This is a genomic window from Actinomadura sp. WMMB 499 (genome assembly GCF_008824145.1).
Taxonomy (GTDB): domain Bacteria; phylum Actinomycetota; class Actinomycetes; order Streptosporangiales; family Streptosporangiaceae; genus Spirillospora.
In genome coordinates this window covers 7,117,700-7,138,311 of sequence record NZ_CP044407.1, presented here as the reverse complement: position 1 = coordinate 7,138,311, position 20,612 = coordinate 7,117,700, and the positions used below count along the sequence as shown (strand labels likewise).

Here is a 20,612-nt window from a genome sequence, read left to right as displayed (position 1 = left end):
GGGTGCTCAGCTTCCGGCCTTCTGCTGCTTCCAGTACCGGTCGTTGGCCTTCTGGATCGTCTGCAGCACCTCCATGTAGGAGCCGGGCTCGTTGAGGAACTTGTCGAACGCGCTGAGCGCCTCGGTCAGGACGGGCGACGGCGTCGCCTCGAAGTAGCGCAGGACGAGCCGGTTGCCGTCGCCGGTGGCCTTCTTCGCGACCGCGTCCAGGTCCGGGTCGGCGATCTTCACCTTGGGGTTGGCCGACACGTCGCCGCGCGCGTTCGCCCACTTCTCCTGGGCCTCCGCGGTCGTCCACCAGGTGAGGTACTTCTCGCTGGACTCCGGCGAGGGCGCCTTCTTCAGCGAGCACAGCGGCCCGCTCTCGAAGATCAGCGACCGCTTCGGCAGATCCGGGTTCACGTTCGGGACGAGGAAGAAGCCGTAGTCGTCGCCGAGCTCGAGGTCGCGCTGGGTCATGCTGGTGTTGAACCAGGTGCCGCTCATCACCATGGCGGCGTCGCCGGACTTGAAGTGGTCGGCGGGGTCGGACTTGTCGCCGGGCTCGGTCAGGTAGCCCTTGTCGATGAGGCCCTTCCACTGCTCCATCACCGCGACGACGCCCGGGTCGGTGTAGGACGCCTCGCCCTTCGACAGCCGGTCGTACAGCTCGGGGTCGGTGCCCGCGAGGAGCTGCTCGAACCAGACGAACGAGAACAGCGACGTCGGCGTCGTCTGGTGGAACGGGACCTGCCCGGCGGCCTTGAGCTTCGCGGCGGCGTCCATCAGCTCGTCCCAGGTCTCGGGCGGCTCGAGGTCGTGCTCCTTGAAGACCTTCTTGCTGTAGAACATCCCCCAGTAGGCGGTGTTCAGCGGGACGCAGTACTGCTTGCCGTCGATCGTGTAGTACTGGCGGAGCTGCTCGGTGAGATCACCGGCCTTGATGCCCTGCGTCCAGATGCCGGTGGTCTCGGCGACCTGGTCCTGCTCGACGATCTCGCGGAGCCGCTCGCCCGTCGTCCAGGTGAACAGGTCGGGCTTGACGTTGGTGCGGAACGACGACTTGATGAACGCCGTGTAGGCCGGCTCGTCGGTATAGCCGACCGGCTCCATGCTCATGCCGGTGGACTGCTCGCCCAGCTTCGCCATCTGCTCGAAGTAGGGCTTCCAGGCGCCCTTGTCGTTGTACAGCTTGAGGTGGTTCGGATCGCCGGAACCGCCGCCGGAACCGCAGCCCGCGGCGAGCAGCAGCGCACCGGCGGCGAGCGCGGTCACCCGCAGCCGTGGGGACGACACCATGGTGAGCCTCCTTCATCGGGGGGTGCCCGATCGGGGTGGGGATCGGGAGGATCGGGGGTCGGAGGGACCCGGAGGGACGGTGAACGCGCCGTCCGGCCGTGCGCGGCCGGCGGCGGCACCCGTCGGGGGCGGTGGCTCAGCCGAGCCGCCGTTCGATCACGTTCTTGACGTCGGCGAGGTGGGCACGCATGAGGTCCTCGGCCTCGCCGGCCGCGCCGCGCTCGATGGCGCCGAGGATCGCCCGGTGCTCCTCGTAGTCGCGGGTGCGGTCGTCGAAGATCCGCTGTATCTCGCGCTGCTCGGAGGCGTGCACCTTCAGCAGCGAGTCGATGACCTCGCAGAGGACGGAGTTGCCCGCGACCCCGGCGGTGGCCCGGTGGAACGCCATGTTGGCCTCGTGCAGCCGCGCCTCGGCGTCCGGCACGTCGCCGTCCAGGTTGCGGCCCGCCTCGTCCAGGACGGTCCGGAGCCGGCCGAGGTCGTCCGGCGCGCTCCGGCGCGCGGCCTGCGCGGCCAGCGGCGGCTCGATCAGCAGCCGGGCGTCCAGCAGGTGCAGCACCCGCTCGCCGTCCAGGGCGCCCGCGTTCGGGTTCGGGATGACGACGCGTTCCAGGTCGGCGCCGACGTAGATGCCCGAGCCGTGCCGGAGCTGGACCGCCCCGGTCGCCTCCAGCCGGCGCAGCGCCTCCCGCAGCGTCGGCGTGGTGACCGCGAAGCGCTGCGACAGCTCCCGCGCCGACGGCAGCCGGTCGCCGGGGCGCAGACCGTCCGCCCTGATCAGCTCCAGCATCCGCTCGGTCAGAGCGTCCGCCAGGCTCGGCCGGGCCACATCCTGTGCCATCGCCACCTCGTTCCCAGAAGGTCAAGTCATCTAATCACTTGATCTGCTGTCGTGTCCATAGGTTCCGCACCAGCACGTCCCGCTGCTCGGCGCGAGCCCGGCGCGCGGAGTCCGCCGACGCGACGCCGTCGAATCCGTGGCAGACCCCCGCCATGTGCCGCAGTTCCGTGGGGACGCCCGCCCCGATCAGCCGGCGCCCGTACTCCAGCGCCTCGTCGCGCAGCGGGTCGAACTCGGCGGCCAGCACGTACGCGGGCGGCAGCCCGGCCAGGTCCCGGGCGCGGGCCGGTGCCGCGTACGGGGTCGCGGGCCGTCCGCCCAGGTAGTGCCGCCACATGTGGGCGGCGTCCGTCCGGTTGAACAGCGGCGGTTCGGTGCAGGCGCGCATCGACGGGGTGTCCATGCGGTCGTCCAGGACCGGGTACAGCAGCATCTGGAACGCGAGCGGCGGGCCGCCCTCGTCGCGGGCCCGCAGCGCCACCGCCGCCGCGAGCGCGCCCCCGGCGCTGCCGCCGCCCACCGCCACGCGCGCCGGATCCCCGCCGAACCCGGACGCGTGCGCGTGCGCCCACGCGCACGCGGCGTAGCAGTCGTCGAGGCCGGCCGGGAACGGGTGCTCGGGCGCGAGCCGGTAGTCGACCGACACCACCGCGATCCCGCCGTCCCCGGCGAACGCGAGGCACCGGCCGTGCTCGTTCTCCGGGTCGCCGGTGACGAACCCGCCGCCGTGGAAGTACACGAGGACGGGCGCCGGACCGGTCACGCGGACGGGCCGGTAGATCCGGACCGGGACGCCGCCCGCGACCGTCCGGCCGGTGACCTCCACGCGGTGGTCGCGCTCGGGCTCCCCGAGCGCCGCGACGAGGTCGCGCATCGCGGCCCGCGCTTTCGCGGGATCCGCCAGGCCGACGTGGGGCGCACCGGCCAGCACGGCGGCGAGGTCGGCGTCGAGTCCCGGGGGCAGGGCCATGAAGACCTCCGGAGGTCGTCAGGGGGCGCTCCCCCGGGCGGGGAGGGACGCCCGGGGGAGCGCGGGGAGGAAGGTCGTTCAGCCGGTGACCGGCAGGTCGATGTAGCGGGCGCGGTAGATGCTGACGTACCGGTAGTTGTCGTTCACCCCGTCGTCCTCGGCGTTGTCGAGGGTGTTGACGTTGTAGGAGATCACCAGGTTGCCGCTGGAGGACAGCGACGCGTGCTGGTGCGCGTTGTAGGTGTAGACGTCGGGCCAGGAGCCGGTCTCCGGCGTGGTGTAGACGGCCTGCTCGGCGGTGAACGGGCCCCCGGCGGAGCAGGACAGCAGGACGTCGATCTCCGCGCCGAACGCGAACTCGGTGTCCTGGTTGACCATGATGTAGTGGGCGCCGCGCTTGGTGACGCTGAACTCGTTGGACACGCCGCTCATCAGGCGGGCGGAGTCGGCCTCCTCGGACGACCAGCCCCCGGCCGTCCGGTAGCTCCAGTCCCCGCGCAGGTCGTCACCGTCCACCCGGGCGATGTGCAGGTACTTGGTGTTCTGCTTCGTGTCCGGGTCGGTGTAGTCCTCGGTGCCGTAGATGTAGGTGTGCCCGCCGTCCTCCAGCAGGGCCGAACCCCACTGGACGCCGGTCGCCGACGGCATCGCGTTCACCGTCATCGGCCCGGACAGGTTCCCGGTCGAGAAGCGCGCCAGGACGTTGCGCTTCCACTTCAGGTCCCAGGGGTCCCCGTTGCCCGGGTCCGGGTCGTAGTACTCGCGGTAAAGCTGCTGGACCTCCGAGGCGTGCTGGGTCAGGTCGCCCGCCCAGTACCAGTGCGCGGCCTGCGACGGCGGCATGGGCGCCGTCGGGTTCGCCGCGGTGCCGCCGTGGACGGTCCGCAGCGACCCGTTCGTGCCCTGGACGACGAACGAGTTGTTGAGGAACGGCGTCGTCCCGCCCTCCTCGATCACGGGCGGGCGGGAACCGTCGGCGTTCACCTTGCCGAGGAAGGTGTCGGAGTAGGCGTAGACGATGCGCCCGTCCGACAGCCGCAGCGAGTACGTCGTGTCGGCGCCCGTCCAGTCGTCCAGCCGGGCGTTGCTGTTGCCGTACGTGGTGAACTTCGCGTTCTGCGCCGTGTTCTGCGTCGCGGTCCCGAACGTCGGCGCGGGACGTCCGGCGCAGACCGGGGCGGCCTGCGCGGCCGCCGGGGCGGCGGGCACGACCACCAGCCCGGCCGTGAGGGCGAGCGCGAGAGCGGATCTGGACATGCGGTACCTCCGTGGGGGGTTCGGACGGATCGAGGGTTCGGAGTGATACGGCGGGGTTCAGTTCTCCGGCAGGGCCGCCGGGTTGCGCGCGAGGAGACCGCCGTCGACGCGGTGCTCGGCGCCGGTGACGAACGACGAGCGCGGGCCGGCCAGGAAGGCCACCACCTCCGCGACCTCCTCGGGGCGGGCGACGCGTCCGAGCGGGTGCGCGCGGCCCCACTCGGCGACCTGCGCATCCTGGGAGCCGCCGCCGAACAGGTCGGCGGCCCAGCGCAGCATGGGGGTGTCGACCGATCCCGGGCACACCGCGTTCGCGCGGATCCCGTCGGCCGCGTGGTCGAGGGCCATCGCCCTGGTCAGCGCGTTGATCGCCGCCTTGCTGGCGCTGTAGGCGGCGACGCCCGCCTGCGACACGAACGCCTGCACCGACGACACCGTGACGATCGTCCCGCCGCCCCGGCGCCGCAGTTCCGGCACGGCCGCACGGCACGCGAGGAAGACGCCCTTCACGTTCACGTCGAGGACCTCGTCCCACGTCTCCTCGGAGGTGTCCTCGACCGTCCCGTACCGCTGCACGCCCGCCGACGTCACGACGATGTCGAGGCCCCCGTACTCGTGCACGGCCGTCCGCACCAGCGCGTCGGCCCGCTCCGCGTCCCGCACGTCGGCGACCGCGCCGGTGACCGCCCGTCCGGCCGCGCGCAGCTCCTCCTCGGCCTCCCGGACGCCCTCGATCCCGCTGAACACGACGGCGGCCCCGTCGCCCGCGAGCCGCTCCACCACGGCCCGCCCGATCCCCAGCGACCCGCCGGTGACCAGCGCGACCTTGCCCTCGAACTCGCTCACCCCGTGCTCCCCTCGATGACGCCCGCGCGCAGCCACGACCGCCGCACCGCGCGCGGGCCCAGGTGCAGCGCCGTCCCGTTGTCCACCGCCGCCGCGAGCCCGTCGGTCGGGTACCCGGCGAACGGCTCGAGCCCGACCGCGTACGCGCGGCCCCACCACGGGTGGTCGACGGTCGCCCCCAGCTCCTGCCAGAGCCACAGGTGCGGCAGGACGGACGCGTCCCAGCGCACCCGCAGCCCCAGGCCGTCCGCGGGGTCGACCACCTCGTACCGGCCCTCGTCGAGATCGGTGAGGTAGACGATCTCACTCGGCTCGCCCTTCGCGGGGACGACGCTCAGGTCGACCGTCCCGCCGCCGTCCGCCGGCACGTGCGGCCACCGGTACGGGCCACCCGCCCGGACCCTCCGACCGCCCGGCCCGATCGGCGCGCCGTGCGGGACGACCCGCGCCCCGTCCGGCACCCGGATCCGGTGACCGGGCTTCAGGAAAGGCGCACCGAACACGATGTGGTGGCCCCACATGGCGTCCACATCGACGTCGGACTCGTTCGTCAGCTCTTCCTCGACGATCAGTTCGCCGTCCACCAGCCGGAAGGTCTTCACCACCCGCAGGGGCGACCGGCGCGCGCGCACGCTGAGCCGAACGGCGACCTCCCGGACGTCGTCGGTGACGATCTCCGCGTCCCACGGCAGCCCCGCGACCTCGCCGTGCTGCGCGAACCGCGCGCCCCGGTAGACGCTCGGCGCGCCGCCGTTCGGTAGGACCTCCTGCCAGCCGCCCTCGTACGCGTCGAGGAACGCCGCGACGTCATCGCCCGCGGCTCCCCCGGCGTCGCGCGGATTCCGGAGCCCGCCGGGCGACCACCACACGAAGTCCATGTCGCGCGGCTTGTGCAGGAACTCGACGACGTCGCCGCCCTTGCCCGCCAGGACCGTCACGCGCAGCAGCCGGTCCTCCAGCACGAAGGCGCGCAGCCCCGCCAGCGTCACCTCGTGGACGCGGGCACCCCAGTTCCGGCGCATCACGCCCAGCTCTCGGCGCCCCGGAACGGGAAGTGCTCCCCCGCCACGTAGGCGGGCCGCGCCCGGTACTCGTTGACGCCCGGCTCGCCGCGCAGATGCAGCGCCGACGGGAACGGCGACGGCTCGGCCGTGATCCTCGTGGACGTCGGGATGTACCGGATCGTCAGCCCGCACCGCCGGTGGGGCGACTCGTTCGCGTTGCTCCCGTGCATGATGTTCGGGTGGTGGACCTCGACGTCCCCCGGCTCCAGCACCAGGTCGACGGCCGCGGACTCGTCGACGTCCCGCGCGCTCTCGACCCCGAACACGGCCCCGGCGTCGTCCCGCTCCCGCACCTCGTGCAGCCCGCTCCGGTGACTGCCCGGGATGACCCGCAGGCACCCGTTCTCGGGCGTCGAACGGTCGACGGCCAGCCACAGCGTGACCACCCGCATGGGTTCGAGCGGCCAGAACGAGCCGTCCTGGTGCCAGAGCACGGCCTTGCCGGTGTGCGGCGGCTTCGAGATGTAGGCCGACGCGAACAGCGCGATGTCCGGCCCGACGAACCGCTGCGCGACGTCGAGCAACCGCTCGTCCGACACGAGCCGCACCCAGAACGGGTCCTCGGCCACGAGCTCGGTCGACAGGTCCTCGCCGCTCCTTCCGGGGTGGCGCTCCTGCAGCCACCGGACGTGCGCGTCCGCCTCGGCGACCAGCTCGGCGTCCAGCACGTTCCGGAAGATCGCGTAGCCGTCCGTCTCGTAGCGCTGCATCGGATCCATCGGGCTCCTCCATGTCGTGTGAATCACGGCACATGAAGTCTTAGTCATCAGATCACTTGCTGTCTAGATGTATCTTCGCTCCAACAGACGGGAGCCGCCATGCAGAACATCCGCGTCGCGCTGATCGGCGAGTGCATGATCGAACTGAGCCACCTCGCCCCGGACCGGCTGGCGCTCGGCTACGCCGGCGACGCCTTCAACGTCGCCGCCTACCTCGCCCGCTCCGCCCCCGTCGACGTCGAGTTCGTCACGGCCGTCGGCGACGACCCCTACAGCGCCCAGATGCAGGCCGCCTGGGCCGCCCGCAACGTGGGTTCGGCCCACACCCGCGTGATCCCCGGCGCCCGGCCGGGCCTCTACCTCATCCGCACCGACGACCGCGGCGAGCGGACGTTCCACTACTACCGATCCCAGTCCGCCGCCCGCGCCCTGTTCGGCCCCGACCAGCCCGACACCGTCGACGACGCCCTGGCCGGCCACGACCTCGTCTACCTCTCGGGGATCACCCTGTCGATCCTCACCCCGCACGCCCGCACCCGCCTGCTCGCCGTCCTCGACGAGACCCGCCGCCGCGGCGGCCGGATCGCCTTCGACGGCAACTACCGCCCCGCCGGCTGGCCGTCCCCGGACATCGCCGCCGCCGCGATGTCGGCCGTCCTGTCCCGCACCGACATCGCGCTCCCCACGTTCGACGACGAACGCGCCGTCTTCGGCGACCGCACCCCCGCCGACACCGTCCGCCGCCTCCGCGCCGCCGGCTGCACCGAGATCGCCGTCAAGCTCGGCCCCCGAGGCAGCCTGATCGCCGACGCGGACACGACCGTCCCGATCCCCGCCCGCACCGTCCCGAACGTCGTCGACACCACGGCCGCCGGCGACTCCTACAACGGCGCCTACCTGGCGGCCCGCCTGACCGGCGCCACCCGCGCCGAAGCCGCCGAATCGGCCACCACCCTCGCCGCCCGGGTCATCACCCACCAGGGAGCCCTACTCCCCGAACCCACCCGAACGTGACCAAACACACCGCCCCCTCACAAACCAGCCTCGGACCAGCACAAAAAATCCACAGACCAAGGCAAAATCTCCACCAACCCCAAAGCAAACACTGCCCCCCGAGAGCGCCAAACCAAGCTCCCCCAGAACCACCCGGCGCCGCACCCCCAGGCGGCCCCGTCATCCGCGATCACCCACCTCTGACAGCGAAGCCCTCTCGCCCCGAACCACCCGGCGCCGCACATCCCCGCGCCCCTCACCTTCGCCATGCCCCGGCAGGCGGGCCCCTGGTCGCCGGGCCGGGCCTGTCACCAATGCTCCGGGGGGCCGTCGCCCAGCCCTCGGCACCGATGGACCGCCAATAACACCAACCGCCCCGACAGCCGCATCACACGCCGGAACGGAGGCACCCGCCCCGGCCATCACCTCAGCCAGAGCGGCCCGGAACCACTGCGATTGCGAGCGAAGCCAGGTTCGAGCGAAGCGAGAACCTGATCGCGCAGCGAGCCCCTGGGCGAGTCGGAGCGATGCAGCAATCGCACGCAGCGCCCGTTGAAGGAAGGCCCCCCAGGGCCTGACGCCGAGGGCGATGCAGGCAAACACGTCGGAGCGATGCAGCAATCGCACGCAGCGCCCGTTGAAGGAAGGCCGCCTCGCGGCCTGACGCCGAGGGTGGTGCAATAGGCGCGAGTTGAAGTCTCGCGGAGTGCTCCGTAGGCGGTAGTTTCGATGGCAGCGGGACCATCCTGCGAGGGAGTGACGTGACCGAGGAAACCGCCGCAATGCCTGCCAGTACGAAGTTGTCCGTCCGCGACGTGGTGACGGTGAAGCTGCCCGCCGCGAGCGCGTACCTGTCCGTCCTGCGGACGGCCACCGCGGGGCTCGCCGCGCGACTGGACTTCACGCTGGACGAAATCGAGGACCTGCGCATCGCGGTCGACGAGGCGTGCGCGATGCTGCTCGCCCAGGCCGTCCCCGGGACGGACCTGTCGTGCGAGTTCGAGCTGACCGGGGAGGCGATGCGCATCTCCGTGTCGGTGCTGACCGTGGACGGCGTCGAGCCGAGCCGTGACACGTTCGCCTGGACGGTCCTGTCGTCGCTCGCCGGCGAGGTGGACGCCCGGGCGGGCACCGACGACCGGGTCACCGTGACGCTGCAGAAGCGGCGCGGTGCGGGTGGGACCCAGTGACGGAGAAGACGACCCTGGCGGGCGAGGACAACGAGCGGTCCGAGAGCGCGGTGCCGGACCGTGCGCGAGCGCGCGCCCTGTTCGAGCGGCTCGCCGAGTTGCCGGACGGCGACCCGGAGCGCCAGCGCATCCGCGACCAGCTCGTGGAGCTGCATCTGCCGCTGGTGGAGTATCTCGCGCGGCGCTTCCGGAACCGCGGCGAGTGGCTGGACGACCTGATCCAGGTCGCCACGATCGGGTTGATCAAGTCGATCGACCGGTTCGACCTGGAGCGGGGCGTGGAGTTCTCCACGTACGCGACGCCCACGATCGTCGGCGAGATCAAGCGGCACTTCCGCGACAAGGGCTGGGCGGTGCGGGTGCCGCGCCGCCTGCAGGAGCTGAAGCTGTCGCTCACGAAGGCGATCAGCGACCTGGCGCAGCGGGAGGGCCGCGCGCCGACGGTCAGCGAGCTGGCCGCCCACCTGCAGATGAGCGAGGAGGAGGTGCTCGAGGGCCTGGAGTCGGCGAACGCCTACTCCACGGTGTCCCTGGACGCGCCCGACTCCGGTGACGAGGACGCGCCCGCGGTGGCGGACTCGCTCGGCATGGTGGACGAGTCGCTGGAGGGCGTGGAGTACCGCGAGTCGCTGAAACCGCTGCTGGAGAAGCTGCCCGCGCGGGAGAAGAAGATCCTGCTGCTGCGGTTCTTCGGCAACATGACGCAGTCGCAGATCGCGGCCGAGCTGGGCATCTCGCAGATGCACGTGTCGCGGCTGCTGGCGCGGACGCTGGCGCAGCTCCGCGAGGGCCTGACGGCGGACGAGTGACCCGTGCGGGCCCGGACGGCTTCGGCCGCCGGGCCCGTCACTTCCCCGCGGGGCCGTCCGCGAGCTCGTCCCGTTCGTCCTGCTCGTCCTCGTCGTGGTCGGTGATGAGCCAGGCGGTGCTGGGCGGGCTGAGCACCGCGATCAGGGTCAGGACGGCGACGATGCCGAGCGGCAGGCCCAGCGCGAACTGCTCGCTCTGCCACAGCGACCACGCGACGGGGAGCGCGAACAGCTGGGTGAGCACCGTGGGGGCGCGGCTCCACTGGTCGGCGCGCAGCAGCCCGCGGGCGCAGGCGAGCATCCCGATCCCGCCCGCGAGGGCCAGCACGGTCACGCCGATCGCGCTCATCGGGTCGACGGGGTCGCCGATGGCGGTTTCCACACCGACGTAGGCGCCGTAGCCGACGGCGGCGAGGCCCTCGACGGCTTCGAGGCCGGCGGCGGCGGACACGGTCGCGGGGCGGGCGGCGCTCAGACGCTTGGACACATCGAAACCCTACTGCGCCGCACCCGATGCGCACTCCCGGGTGGCCTCCGGGACCGTCAGGGGTAACTCCGGGGAAACGCCGGGTGCGACTCTCGGTAACCTGGCGCCGTGCGCGCCATGCTCATCGCCAACCCCAAGGCGACCTCCACCTCCCGGCGGGCCCGCGAACTGCTGGTCCGGGCCTGCGCCGGCGATCTCGACCTCGTCATCGCCGAGACGCGGCACCGCGGCCACGCGGTGGAACTCGCCCGCGACGCCGCCACGGACGGTTACGACCTGGTGATCGCGCTCGGCGGGGACGGCACGGTGAACGAGGCCGTCAACGGCCTGCTGTCCTCCGGTGCCGCCGAACCGCCCGCGCTGGCGGTGCTGCCGTGCGGGAGCGCGAACGTGTTCGCGCGGGCGCTCGGCCTGCCGGACGACCCGATCAGCGCGACGCGCGTCGTGCTGGAGGCGCTGCGGGCGGGCCGGTACCGGACGGTCGGGCTGGGCGCGGCCCGGCCGGGCGACGGCCCCGAGCGGTACTTCACGTTCTGCGCCGGCGTCGGGCTGGACGCCGAGGTCGTGCGGGAGGTCGAACGGCATCGTGGATCGGGACGCAGAGCGGATCCGTCGCTCTATGTTCGAACGGCCGTTCGCCATTTCTTCACCGGCACGGAACGGCGCCGCGCGGCGCTCACCCTGGAACAGCCGGGCCGCCCGCCGAAATCGGGGCTGTTCCTGGCGTTCATCTCCAATACGTCGCCGTGGACATTCGTGGGCCGCATCCCGGTGAATCCGAGTCCGCTCGCGCACTTCGCGCGGGGGCTGGACGTGTTCGCGATCCGTTCGCTGCGGGTGGGGCCGACGCTGGCCGCCGTGGCCGGGATGCTGCTGGCGCGCACCCGTCCTGTGCAGGGACGGGACGTGGTGAACGTGCACGACGCGGCGGAGGTGACGGTGCGCGCGGAGCGTCCCGTGGCCTTTCAGTTGGACGGCGACTACCTTGGCGAGCATCGCAGTGTGACGTTCCGCTCGGTCCCGAAGGCCATCCGGATCGTCATATGAGCGCACCCGGCCGATCTGTTGAGATCCAAGTAACATGATCGACCCACTGATGTGACACATGCGACACCCATACTTTGAGAATGCCTTCTCAAAGGTCTTGCGCCTGGTAGTGCGCCCCTGACACGCTCAAAGTGCGCCCGAACGACAGGGGTCCCGATGACGCCGACCGCCTGGTCGGGGCGCCGTCGAACAACCGTCCCAGGATCCGGCCGCCGCCGCTCCGGGCGTTCGCGACACATGTGAAACCGTTCACACGTGGGTGGAGTGTCTCCACCACCTGACGAAGGAGTGGACCGCATGGACTGGCGCCACCGCGCAGCCTGCCGTGACGTGGACCCCGAGCTGTTCTTCCCGATCGGCAACACCGGGCCCGCGATCCTGCAGATCGAAGAGGCCAAGCAGGTATGCCGACGCTGTGACGTGACCGACGCCTGCCTGCGCTGGGCGCTGGAGTCCGGGCAGGACTCGGGCGTCTGGGGCGGCATGGGCGAGGACGAGCGCCGCGCCCTCAAGCGCCGCGCGGCCCGTGCCCGGACCCGCGCCGGCGTCGGGCTGCAGCACCGCTGACACCGCCGCGCCGCCTCCGAGCCGACCGCCGGAGAGCCCACCAGCGCCGCGAACCTTCCGAAGTGCCCGTGACCCCAGGTCACGGGCACTTCGCCGTTCCCGGGCCGTCGCCCGCCCGGCCGTCACCGGCGGGGCGGCCCGGCCCGGTGGTCGTGGTCCAGCGGGACGTCCACGACGACCTCGGTGCCGCCGCCCTCGCGGGGCCGGAAGTCCAGGTTCCCGCCCAGCTCCCCCACGATCAGCGTCCGGACGATCTGCAGACCGAGGCTGTTGCTGCTCTCCACGTCGAAGTCGGGGGGCAGCCCCACCCCGTCGTCGGCCACCACCACGACGAGGCGCCGCTCGCCCGGCGCACCGTCCCGGCGGTCCGGGCGGGCGGGCCGCGGCTCCGGTTCGCCCGCCTCCGACAGCTCCCCCCACACGGGCTGCCGCGCCGCCCTGCGCCGCAGGTCGGACGGCTCGTCCCGGCCCGCGCCCTCGCGGCCCGACCCGGTCCGGTGCGCGATGACCTCCAGCGTCCCGAACCGGTTCGCCAGACCGTGCTCCAGGGCGTTCTGCAGCAGTTCGGTCAGCGCCATCGCCAGCGGCGTCGCGACCTCCGCGGGCAGGACCCCGAAGTTCCCGGTCCGCTTCGGCGCGACCTTGGTCTCCGGAGTGGACACCTCCCCCGCCATCGTGATGACCCGGTCCGCGATGTCGTCGAAGTCGATCAGCTCGTCCGGGGTGAGCGACAGCGTCTCGTGCACGATCGCGATCGAGCCGACCCGCCGGACCGCCTCGTCCAGCGCGGCCCGCCCCTCCGGGATCCGCAGCCGCCGCGCCTGCAGCCGCAGCAGCGCCGCGACCGTCTGCAGGTTGTTCTTCACCCGGTGGTGGATCTCCCGGATGGTCGCGTCCTTCGTCATCAGCTCCCGGTCCCGCCACCGCAGCTCGGTGACGTCCCGGCACAGGACGATCGCGCCGATCCGGGTGCCGCCCACGACCAGCGGGATCGTCCGCAACTGCATGATCGGCCCGTGCGCCTCGACCTCGACCTCGCGCGGCGCGCGCCCGCTGAGCAGCACGCTCAGCGCCTCCTCCAGCGGCTCCCCGGTGTCGCACAGCTCCGCGGTGATCTCCCCGAGGTTCTCGCCGACCAGGTCCGTCGGGTAGCCGAGCCGCCGGTACGCCGACTGCGCGTTCGGGCTCGCGTAGTTCACCCGCCCCGACCGGTCGAGCCGCATCAGCCCGTCCCCCACCCGGGGGAGCGCAGCAGGTTGGGCTCCTCCCCCGGCACCGGGAACCGCCCCTCGGAGATCATCTTCGCGAGGTCGCTGGCCGACTGCAGGTACGTCAGCTCCAGCCGGCTCGGAGTCCGCGCCGAGCTCAGGTTGGTGCTGCGCTGGATCACCCCGAGGATCTTGGCGCCGCGCCGCACCGGGATCGACTCCTCCCGCACCGGGATGCCGCTCCCCCACTCCGGGTCGCCCTCCCGGACGATCCGGCGCTCCCGCCACGCGATGTCGATCAGCTTCCGGCGTCCCGTCCGGACCACCTTGCCGACCAGGTCCTCCGGGTACGCGGTGGGGCCGGTCGTCGGCCGCATCTGCGCGATCGCCACCCAGCCGGGGACGGCCGCACCGGTGTCGAGGGCCCGGCCGCGCGCGTCCGCGGGCGGCGCGTCGCCGATCCGCAGCGGCACCCACAGCAGCAGATCGGCGAACGACAGGTCGGCGAGCAGCTGCCAGTCCGACACGAGGGCGTGCAGCCACTCCACGTCCGTCTCGGTCAGGTCGGTGTGATCGCGGACCAGATCGGTCAAGGTAGGCACCCGACCATCATCGCCCATCGGCTTCGGTGCGGGCCCGCGCGTCCCCCTCCCGCGACGGCCTGGCAGGATGCCCGCATGACGGAGCGAACCGAGGGCACGCGGCCGAACTCGCCGGGAAGTGCGGGGGACCCCCTGCCGCCGGACGCGGGCGCGGCGGCCCCCGACCCCCTCGCCCGGCTCCGCGACGCGGCCGCGCGGCGGCACGCGGCCGGGCTGCGCCGCACGCTCCGCCCCCGCACCCGCGACCTGATCGACCTGGCGTCCAACGACTACCTCGGGCTGTCGGGCGACCCCCGGCTCGCCGCCGGCGCCGCCGCCGCGGCCCGCGCCTTCGGCACCTGCTCCACCGGGTCACGCCTGGTCACCGGCACCACCGAACTGCACACCGAGCTGGACCGGCGGCTCGCCGCGTTCACCGGCGCCGCCGCCGGGCTCGTGTTCTCCTCCGGCTTCCTCGCCAACCTCGGCGCCGTCACCGCGCTGTCCGGCCCGGACGTCCTCGTGGTGTCCGACCAGACGAACCACGCCTCGATCGTCGACGCGTGCAGGCTGTCGCGGTCCCGCGTCGCGATCGTCCCGCACCGCGACACCGCCGCCGTCGCCGAGGCCCTCGCCGAACGTGACGAGGACCACGCGATCGTCGTCACCGACGCGGTCTTCTCCGTGGACGGCGACATCGCGCCGCTCGCCGAACTGCACGCGCTCGTCCAGTCCCACGGCGCCCTCCTCGTGATCGACGAGGCGCACGCCCTCGGCGTCGTCGGCACCGGCGGGCGCGGCGCCGCGCACGCCGCCGGTCTCGCGGGCGAACCCGACGTCGTCCGCACGCTCACGCTGTCGAAATCGCTCGCCTCGCAGGGGGGCGCCGTCCTCGGCGCCCCCGAGGTGATCGACGCGCTGGTGGACACGGCCCGCTCCTTCATCTTCGACACGGGCCTGAACCCGCCCGCCGTCGGCGCCGCCCTCGCGGCCCTCGACGTCCTGGAGTCCGACCCCGGCCTGCCCGCCCGCGCCCGCGCCGTCGCCGCCCGGATGACCGCGCTCGCGGCCGGTTCCGGCCTCGAGACCGCCGAGCCCGCGGCCGCCGTCGTCCCGGTGTACCTGGGCGAGCCGCACGCCGCCCTCCGCGGCGCCGAGATCTGCGCTGACCACGGCGTCCGCGTCGGCTGCTTCCGCCCGCCGTCGGTACCGAAGGGACGCGCGTGCCTGCGGCTGACCGCACGCGCCACGGTGAACGAGTCGGACCTCACAAATCTCGGGAGCGCCCTGGCGGAGATCGCGCGCGCCACCGGCCGTAGTCTTCACGCATAACATCGGGGAGAACCGATGATGAACGTGAGGAGATGCCGTGACGGAGGTCAGGGGCGGACCCCGGCACGGGGGCGGGTTCGAGCACGGATTCGATCGGGCCTCGTTGAGCGACATCGGTAGGCACCACTCGAGCCACGCGCCCCGCATCCCGAAGTACTACAAGCTCAAGGAACTGCTGGTCGAGCTGATCCAGTCGCTCCCGCCCGGCAGCCCGCTGCCCCCCGAACGGGCGCTCGCCGAGAAGTACGAGACGTCCCGCACGACCGTCCGGCAGGCCCTCGCCGAGCTCGTCGTCGAGGGCCGCCTGCAGCGCATCCAGGGCAAGGGCACGTTCGTCGCCAAGCCCAAGGTCGCGCAGGAGCTCCAGCTCGTCAGCTACACCGAGGACATGCGGCACCACGGCCTGCGGCCCGAGACCCGCATCCTGGAGGCCGGGTACGTCAGCGCCGACGAGCATCTCGCCGCGCTCCTCGGCATCCGGCCGGGCGGCCGCGTCCTGCGCGTCCACCGGCTCCGCCTCGCCGACGGCGAGGCCATGTCCATCGACACCTCGCACCTGCCCGCGCGCCGCTTTCCCGGCCTGCGCCGCGAGCTGTCCCGCCACCACTCGCTGTACGAGACGCTCGCGACGGCCTACGACGTCCACCTGACGGAGGCCGAGGAGACGATCGAGACCGTCCTGGCGACCCCGCACGACGCCCAGCTCCTCGGCGTCGACGTCGGCCTCCCGATGCTCCTGCTGTCCCGGCACGCCTTCGACACGACGGGCCAGCCGGTCGAGTGGGCCCAGTCCCTGTACCGCGGCGACCGGTACAAGTTCATCACCCGCCTCCGCCGCCACTGACCTCTCCGCGACCTCTCTTCACGGCCTCCCCCGAACACCGCACGGAGCGCGACCTTCCACATACACTCCGAACATACGTTCCCTAAGATGGACGGGAGTCGGATCGTGAGGGAGAGGCCGAGAGACGTGAGCGTTACACCCGAGGTTCACATGTCGGACTTGCCCGACACCCCCTACAACCTGTGGGTACGCGGTGAGCTCGATGACTACGTCGACGCCCCCGAAGGATCACGCATCGAGGTCATCGAGGGAGAGGTCGTCGTGTCCCCCGCTCCGACGGTCGCCCATGGAACGCCCCTCCGCCACATCACGCGGGCGCTGGAGCGGGCCGCGTTCGACGACCCCGATTTCCCATGGGTGGCCCAGCAGGTGGCCGAACTCGATCTGGTCGGTCTCGGGCAGATCTTCATCCCGGACCTCGTGATCACCACTGAGGAGATTCTGCACGCCGTCTCGGATGCGGACCTGCCTCGCCTCATGTCGGACGAGATCGAGATGGCGGTGGAGGTCACTTCCAGAAACGGCAAGGGAGACGATCTGCCTCCCCCGCGAACCGACCACCGCAAGCAGGAGAAGAAGCCGAACAAGTGGACGGGGTACGCCAGGACCGAAATTCCCTACTACCTGGTTGTCGACCGCTCCCCCAAGATGGCCCGGACGACGCTCTACTCCATCCCCGACCAAGCCACCGCCGCCTACCTGCACGAAGAGTCCTGGGAGTTCGGCGAGACGATCCACCTCCCCGACCCGTTCGGTATCGACATCGACACCACTCACTGGAAGCCCTGGAGGGACTGACGTGCCCTACCACGTCGTCCACCACGATTACGAGATCGAGCTACCGGAGGACCCCTTCGATCTCTGGTGCAAGGACGAACTCTGGAAGTACATCGGGGTCGAGAAGGGCGCCAAGATCGAGGTCATCGGAGGCGAGATTCGCGTCCAGGGCGCGCCGATGTCGTCCGGGATCGGCAGTGATGTTCATCCGCTCCAGCAGATCCGCGACATGGAGGCTCGAATGGAGAAGATGATCGTGGAGCTGTCCACCCGGCGCGCCGTGGACGAGTGACCCGTCGCTCGTCAGAGGGTCTGGGTGAGGGCCTTGATGGGCATCTGGAGGTCGGTGAGCAGGTCCAGGTCCTTCTCGGCCGGACGGCCGAGGGTGGTGAGGTAGTTGCCGACGATGATCGCGTTGATGCCGCCGAGCATGCCCTCGCGGGTGCCGAGGTCGCCGAGGGTGAGTTCGCGCCCGCCCGCGTAGCGCAGGATCGTCCGGGGCAGGGCGAGCCGGAACGCGGCGATGGTGCGCAGCGCGTCCGGGCCCTCGACGAGCGGCAGGTCGGAGAACGGGGTGCCGGGGCGGGGCGCGAGGAAGTTCAGCGGGACCTCGTCGGGCTCCAGTTCGGCGAGCTGGGCGGCGAACTCGGCGCGCTGCTCGACGGTCTCGCCCATCCCGATGATGCCGCCGCAGCAGACCTCCATGCCGGCTTCCTTCACCATGCGCAGGGTGTCCCAGCGCTCCTCCCACGAGTGGGTGGTGACGACGCTGGCGAAGTGCGAGCGGGCGGTCTCCAGGTTGTGGTTGTAGCGGTGGACGCCCATCGCGGTGAGCTCGTCGACCTGCTCCTGGGTGAGCATCCCGAGCGAGCACGCGATGTTGATCTCGACGGCGTCGTTGATGGCCTTGACGCCGTCCCGCACCTGCGACATGAGGCGCTCGTCCGGGCCGCGGACGGCCGCGACGATGCAGAACTCGGTGGCGCCGGTCTTGGCGGTCTCCTTCGCGGCCTCGACCAGCTCGGGGATGTTCAGCCACACCGAGCGGACCGGGGACTCGAACTTGCCGGACTGCGAGCAGAAGTGGCAGTCCTCGGGGCAGCCGCCGGTCTTCAGCGACACGATGCCCTCAACCTCGACCTCGGGGCCGCACCAGCGCATCCGGACCTCGTGGGCGAGCGCGAGCAGCTCTTCGAGACGGTCGTCCGGCAGCGTCAGGCACTCCAGGACCTGGTCAGCGGAAAGGCCCTCGCCCTCCTCCAGAACCTGCCGGCGCGCGGTCTCCAAGATGTCACTCACGTGTTCTCCTTATCGAGTCCGTAGCTGTCGCGGAAGGTAGCAGGGTCGAACGCGCCGCCGAACGCCGGGGCCAGGCCGCGGTGGGCGGCGACGAGGAACTCGGCGGCGTCCAGGGCGCCCGCACCGGCGGGCAGCGCGCCCGCGAGGGGACGGGCGGCGATGGTCTCCAGGTCCCGGATGTTGCTGCGCTGCGCGAGGTCGGGCTCGTCCGGCCAGGCGCCGATGACGACGCCGGCGAGTTGCACGCCGCGGTGCGCCATCGCCTCCAGCGTCAGCGCCGTGTGGTTGAGGGTGCCGAGGTCGGGGCGGGTGACGACGACGACCGCGGCGCCGAGCCAGCGGGCGAGGTCGGCGATCGTCCCGCCCTCCTCGTCGTAGCGGACGAGCAGGCCGCCCGCGCCCTCGACGAGCACGAGGCGGCGGTCGTCCGCCAGGGCCCGGACGCGTTCGGCGACCTCGGGCAGCCGGACGGGCGGGACCCCGGCGAGCCGGGCGGCGGCCGCCGGGGACAGCGGGTCGGGGAACCGCGCGAACTCGTGCACGTCCTCGATCCCGGCGAGCCGGCGGACGTCGTCCAGGTCGCCGGGCTCGCCGGGGCGGGTGCCCGTCTGCCCGGGTTTGACGACCGCGACCGGCATGCCGCGCGCGGCGGCGACGGCGGCCAGCGCGGCCGTCACGACGGTCTTCCCCACGCCGGTACAGGTTCCGGTGATCACGAGCACGCTCACGCCCGGCACACTAGCGCGGGGCCCGCGGCCCGGTCCGTCGCCGAATCCCACAGGAATCGGCGGGGCGGTTTGTAACCGGGTTCAGCCGCCGAGGGCCTCGGCGACCTCGCGGGTGACGGCCCGCAACTCGGGGTCCAGCTGGTCGAGGCGGGCGTCGAGGTCGGCGGCGAACCGGTGCCGTTCGACGTCCGGGGCGGGGCGGGCCTCGGGCATCCACGCGGAGTGGATCAGGAACGGGACGGTCGTGCCGCGCGGCGGCGCGAGGACGGCGACGGGCCCGCGGCCCACGTCGGCGGCGTCGAACAGCTCGACGCGGAACCGGTCGTCGTTGTGGACGGCGACGACGAGGTAGCCGTCGTGCCCGCCCGGGGACGAGCCGGCGTACCGGGTGCCGCCCTTCGCGGTGGCGGTGCCGCGCGGGACGAACGACGGCGACGTCGGGTAGTCGTCGAGCGCGAACGTCCATTCGGCGAGGGCCTTGAGGTCGTCGCGGTCGTGCGAGACGAGGACGGCCGGGGTCTCCTCCCCGGGGAACAGGGACGTGTCGATGCGGCCCTCGTAGTTCCGCAGGGCGCGCTGGTTGATCCCCTCCGGGTGGAACCCGATGTAGACGAGGTGGTGGCGGGTGGGATCGGTCTGCCCTTCCAGGCTCCAGTCGATGGCGGACAGTTCGGCCTGCCACCACCGGGACGGGTCGTGGGCGCGCGCGCGTTCGCGCACCTGGCCCGTCTCCGGGTCGAACTGCAGGACGGTCGTGAGCGCGGGCGTCATGCCGTGGCAGTACATCCCGCGCAGGGCGGGGTCGATGGGGCGACCGTGCACGTCGAGGTCGTCCTCACGCAGGTACATGCCGATGTCCACGCCCGGGGTGTGCTCCATGACGACCTGGACGCCGTCGGAGTCGTCGTAGCGCGCGTAGAAGTGGTTCACCTCGGGCGCGATGCGGAACTCCTTGCAGGCGACCGTGGTCGCGCCGGGGGCGAGGTCGTCCTTGCGGATCAGCAGGACGGGCCCGTCGGAGTTGTTGGCGACGGTGCGGTCCCCGCCGAAGATCTCGTCGGCGTCGATCTTGAAGGCGGTGTCGGCGAGGACGAGCCAGTCGCGCGTCTGCGTGATGGTGTGCGTGGCCTGCGGCAGCGTCGCGTTCTCGACGTCCCAGCGGTGCACCCGCGGACCCGTCCCGTCGTAGCGGATCACCGAGACGGTGCCGGTGAGGACGTCGCGGCTGACGTTCCACATGCAGCCGCGGTCGGGGTCGACGACGGGGTGCGCGGACGACGAGATCAGCGGCAGCACCGCCTGGTCCATCGCGGGCTTCCAGTCGTCGCGGTGGCCGACCTCGGCGACGAAGCCGAGGGTGACCGAGTCGACCTCGACGGGGCGCCCGGCGTCCCACGTCGCGAACAGGCGGTCGCCCCACGGCAGCGGGGCGGTGTTCGCGCAGTTGACGAACCCCCACGGCGAGCTGGTGCCGACGGGACCGGCGGTGAACAGGTCGGGACGGGCGCGCTTCAGCCGGACGGACGGGGTGTCGAGCACGCGCGCCCGCCACGGGAACCGTCCGTCCGGTCCGGGCCGCAGCGGCATCCGGGCGATGATCCCGTCGCCGAAGAACGCGTGCAGGGGGTGGCTGCGCTGGTCGGAGGTGCTGACGACGAAGTGGCCGCGCACGTCGTCCGGCCAGGCGCCCGCGATCACCTCCAGGTCCATGTCCGGGTGGTCCTCGCCGAGGATGGAACGCGGTATCGGCATGACGCCTCCAGGGGGTCGGCTCC

The 20,612-nt window shown here is 72.2% G+C and carries 22 protein-coding genes; 9 read left to right on the top strand and 13 right to left on the bottom strand.

Annotated elements, in window-relative coordinates; all coding sequences use genetic code 11:
- Window positions 1-6: 6 nt before the first annotated feature.
- The 7 genes from F7P10_RS32195 to F7P10_RS32165 form a co-directional block, all read right to left on the bottom strand.
- Window positions 7-1,278 carry an ABC transporter substrate-binding protein gene (locus tag F7P10_RS32195; RefSeq protein ID WP_151015193.1) on the bottom strand — a complete coding sequence of 424 codons (1,272 nt, stop codon included), beginning with the start codon at window positions 1,276-1,278 and terminating at the stop codon, window positions 7-9.
- A 136-nt stretch (window positions 1,279-1,414) separates the two neighbouring features.
- Entirely contained in the window at window positions 1,415-2,119 is a 705-nt protein-coding gene (locus F7P10_RS32190; protein ID WP_151015191.1) for a FadR/GntR family transcriptional regulator, read from the bottom strand.
- 34 nt (window positions 2,120-2,153) lie between these two features.
- Window positions 2,154-3,089, bottom strand: a complete 936-nt coding sequence (locus tag F7P10_RS32185) for an alpha/beta hydrolase (RefSeq protein WP_218040211.1) — start codon at window positions 3,087-3,089, stop codon at window positions 2,154-2,156.
- 78 nt (window positions 3,090-3,167) lie between these two features.
- Window positions 3,168-4,346 carry a DUF5005 domain-containing protein gene (locus tag F7P10_RS32180; RefSeq protein WP_151015189.1) on the bottom strand — a complete coding sequence of 393 codons (1,179 nt, stop codon included), beginning with the start codon at window positions 4,344-4,346 and terminating at the stop codon, window positions 3,168-3,170.
- 57 nt (window positions 4,347-4,403) lie between these two features.
- Window positions 4,404-5,192 carry an SDR family NAD(P)-dependent oxidoreductase gene (locus F7P10_RS32175; protein ID WP_151015187.1) on the bottom strand — a complete coding sequence of 263 codons (789 nt, stop codon included), beginning with the start codon at window positions 5,190-5,192 and terminating at the stop codon, window positions 4,404-4,406.
- Window positions 5,189-6,214 carry a DUF4432 family protein gene (locus F7P10_RS32170; protein WP_151015185.1) on the bottom strand — a complete coding sequence of 342 codons (1,026 nt, stop codon included), beginning with the start codon at window positions 6,212-6,214 and terminating at the stop codon, window positions 5,189-5,191. Before F7P10_RS32170 ends, F7P10_RS32175 begins: the two co-directional genes overlap by 4 nt.
- Entirely contained in the window at window positions 6,214-6,975 is a 762-nt protein-coding gene (locus F7P10_RS32165; RefSeq protein ID WP_151015183.1) for a phytanoyl-CoA dioxygenase family protein, read from the bottom strand. The genes F7P10_RS32170 and F7P10_RS32165 overlap by 1 nt, the downstream gene beginning before the upstream one ends.
- A 99-nt stretch (window positions 6,976-7,074) precedes the next feature.
- Between F7P10_RS32165 and F7P10_RS32160 the strand changes: the two genes are divergently transcribed.
- From F7P10_RS32160 to F7P10_RS32150, 3 genes are all read left to right on the top strand, one after another.
- Window positions 7,075-7,989, top strand: coding sequence for a sugar kinase (locus F7P10_RS32160; RefSeq protein ID WP_151015181.1), 915 nt, complete (start codon window positions 7,075-7,077; stop codon window positions 7,987-7,989).
- A 740-nt stretch (window positions 7,990-8,729) separates the two neighbouring features.
- Window positions 8,730-9,158: an anti-sigma factor gene (locus tag F7P10_RS32155; protein ID WP_151015179.1), complete on the top strand. Its 429-nt coding sequence runs from the start codon at window positions 8,730-8,732 to the stop codon at window positions 9,156-9,158.
- A gap of 50 nt (window positions 9,159-9,208) precedes the next feature.
- The gene (locus tag F7P10_RS32150; protein ID WP_148351607.1) at window positions 9,209-9,967 is read left to right on the top strand and encodes an RNA polymerase sigma factor SigF; all 759 of its coding nucleotides are present in this window, start codon (window positions 9,209-9,211) and stop codon (window positions 9,965-9,967) included.
- A 37-nt stretch (window positions 9,968-10,004) separates the two neighbouring features.
- Here the strand turns inward: F7P10_RS32150 and F7P10_RS32145 are convergent, their stop codons facing one another.
- Window positions 10,005-10,454 carry a hypothetical protein gene (locus F7P10_RS32145; RefSeq protein WP_254716135.1) on the bottom strand — a complete coding sequence of 150 codons (450 nt, stop codon included), beginning with the start codon at window positions 10,452-10,454 and terminating at the stop codon, window positions 10,005-10,007.
- Between the two features lie 108 nt (window positions 10,455-10,562).
- Between F7P10_RS32145 and F7P10_RS32140 the strand changes: the two genes are divergently transcribed.
- Together F7P10_RS32140 and F7P10_RS32135 are read left to right on the top strand one after the other, a co-directional pair.
- Window positions 10,563-11,501, top strand: coding sequence for a diacylglycerol kinase family protein (locus tag F7P10_RS32140; protein ID WP_151015177.1), 939 nt, complete (start codon window positions 10,563-10,565; stop codon window positions 11,499-11,501).
- 297 nt (window positions 11,502-11,798) lie between these two features.
- A complete protein-coding gene (locus F7P10_RS32135; RefSeq protein WP_151015175.1) occupies window positions 11,799-12,068 on the top strand; it encodes a WhiB family transcriptional regulator in 270 nt (89 codons plus the stop codon).
- A 122-nt stretch (window positions 12,069-12,190) separates the two neighbouring features.
- Here the strand turns inward: F7P10_RS32135 and F7P10_RS32130 are convergent, their stop codons facing one another.
- Window positions 12,191-13,291, bottom strand: coding sequence for a sensor histidine kinase (locus F7P10_RS32130; protein ID WP_254716826.1), 1,101 nt, complete (start codon window positions 13,289-13,291; stop codon window positions 12,191-12,193).
- Entirely contained in the window at window positions 13,291-13,869 is a 579-nt protein-coding gene (locus tag F7P10_RS44825; RefSeq protein ID WP_254716134.1) for a histidine kinase N-terminal domain-containing protein, read from the bottom strand. The genes F7P10_RS32130 and F7P10_RS44825 overlap by 1 nt, the downstream gene beginning before the upstream one ends.
- Before the next feature lie 84 nt (window positions 13,870-13,953).
- On the opposite strand from F7P10_RS44825, the gene F7P10_RS32125 reads away from it, so the two are divergent.
- The 4 genes from F7P10_RS32125 (at window position 13,954) to F7P10_RS32110 (ending at window position 17,102) form a co-directional block, all read left to right on the top strand.
- Complete coding sequence (locus F7P10_RS32125; protein WP_151015173.1) at window positions 13,954-15,189, top strand: 8-amino-7-oxononanoate synthase; 1,236 nt, start codon at window positions 13,954-13,956, stop codon at window positions 15,187-15,189.
- A gap of 37 nt (window positions 15,190-15,226) precedes the next feature.
- Window positions 15,227-16,033, top strand: a complete 807-nt coding sequence (locus F7P10_RS32120; protein WP_254716133.1) for a GntR family transcriptional regulator — start codon at window positions 15,227-15,229, stop codon at window positions 16,031-16,033.
- A gap of 87 nt (window positions 16,034-16,120) precedes the next feature.
- Entirely contained in the window at window positions 16,121-16,831 is a 711-nt protein-coding gene (locus F7P10_RS32115) for a Uma2 family endonuclease (RefSeq protein ID WP_151015171.1), read from the top strand.
- A gap of 1 nt (window position 16,832) precedes the next feature.
- Window positions 16,833-17,102, top strand: coding sequence for a hypothetical protein (locus F7P10_RS32110; protein WP_151015169.1), 270 nt, complete (start codon window positions 16,833-16,835; stop codon window positions 17,100-17,102).
- Between the two features lie 11 nt (window positions 17,103-17,113).
- Here the strand turns inward: F7P10_RS32110 and bioB are convergent, their stop codons facing one another.
- The 3 genes from bioB to F7P10_RS32095 all read right to left on the bottom strand — a co-directional run bounded on the left by bioB (window position 17,114) and on the right by F7P10_RS32095 (window position 20,589).
- A complete protein-coding gene (gene bioB, locus F7P10_RS32105) occupies window positions 17,114-18,109 on the bottom strand; it encodes a biotin synthase BioB (RefSeq protein WP_151015167.1) in 996 nt (331 codons plus the stop codon).
- Complete coding sequence (bioD, locus tag F7P10_RS32100) at window positions 18,106-18,837, bottom strand: dethiobiotin synthase (protein WP_176611747.1); 732 nt, start codon at window positions 18,835-18,837, stop codon at window positions 18,106-18,108. Before bioD ends, bioB begins: the two co-directional genes overlap by 4 nt.
- Window positions 18,838-18,918: 81 nt before the next feature.
- A complete protein-coding gene (locus tag F7P10_RS32095; protein ID WP_151015165.1) occupies window positions 18,919-20,589 on the bottom strand; it encodes a carotenoid oxygenase family protein in 1,671 nt (556 codons plus the stop codon).
- Window positions 20,590-20,612 lie beyond the last annotated feature (23 nt).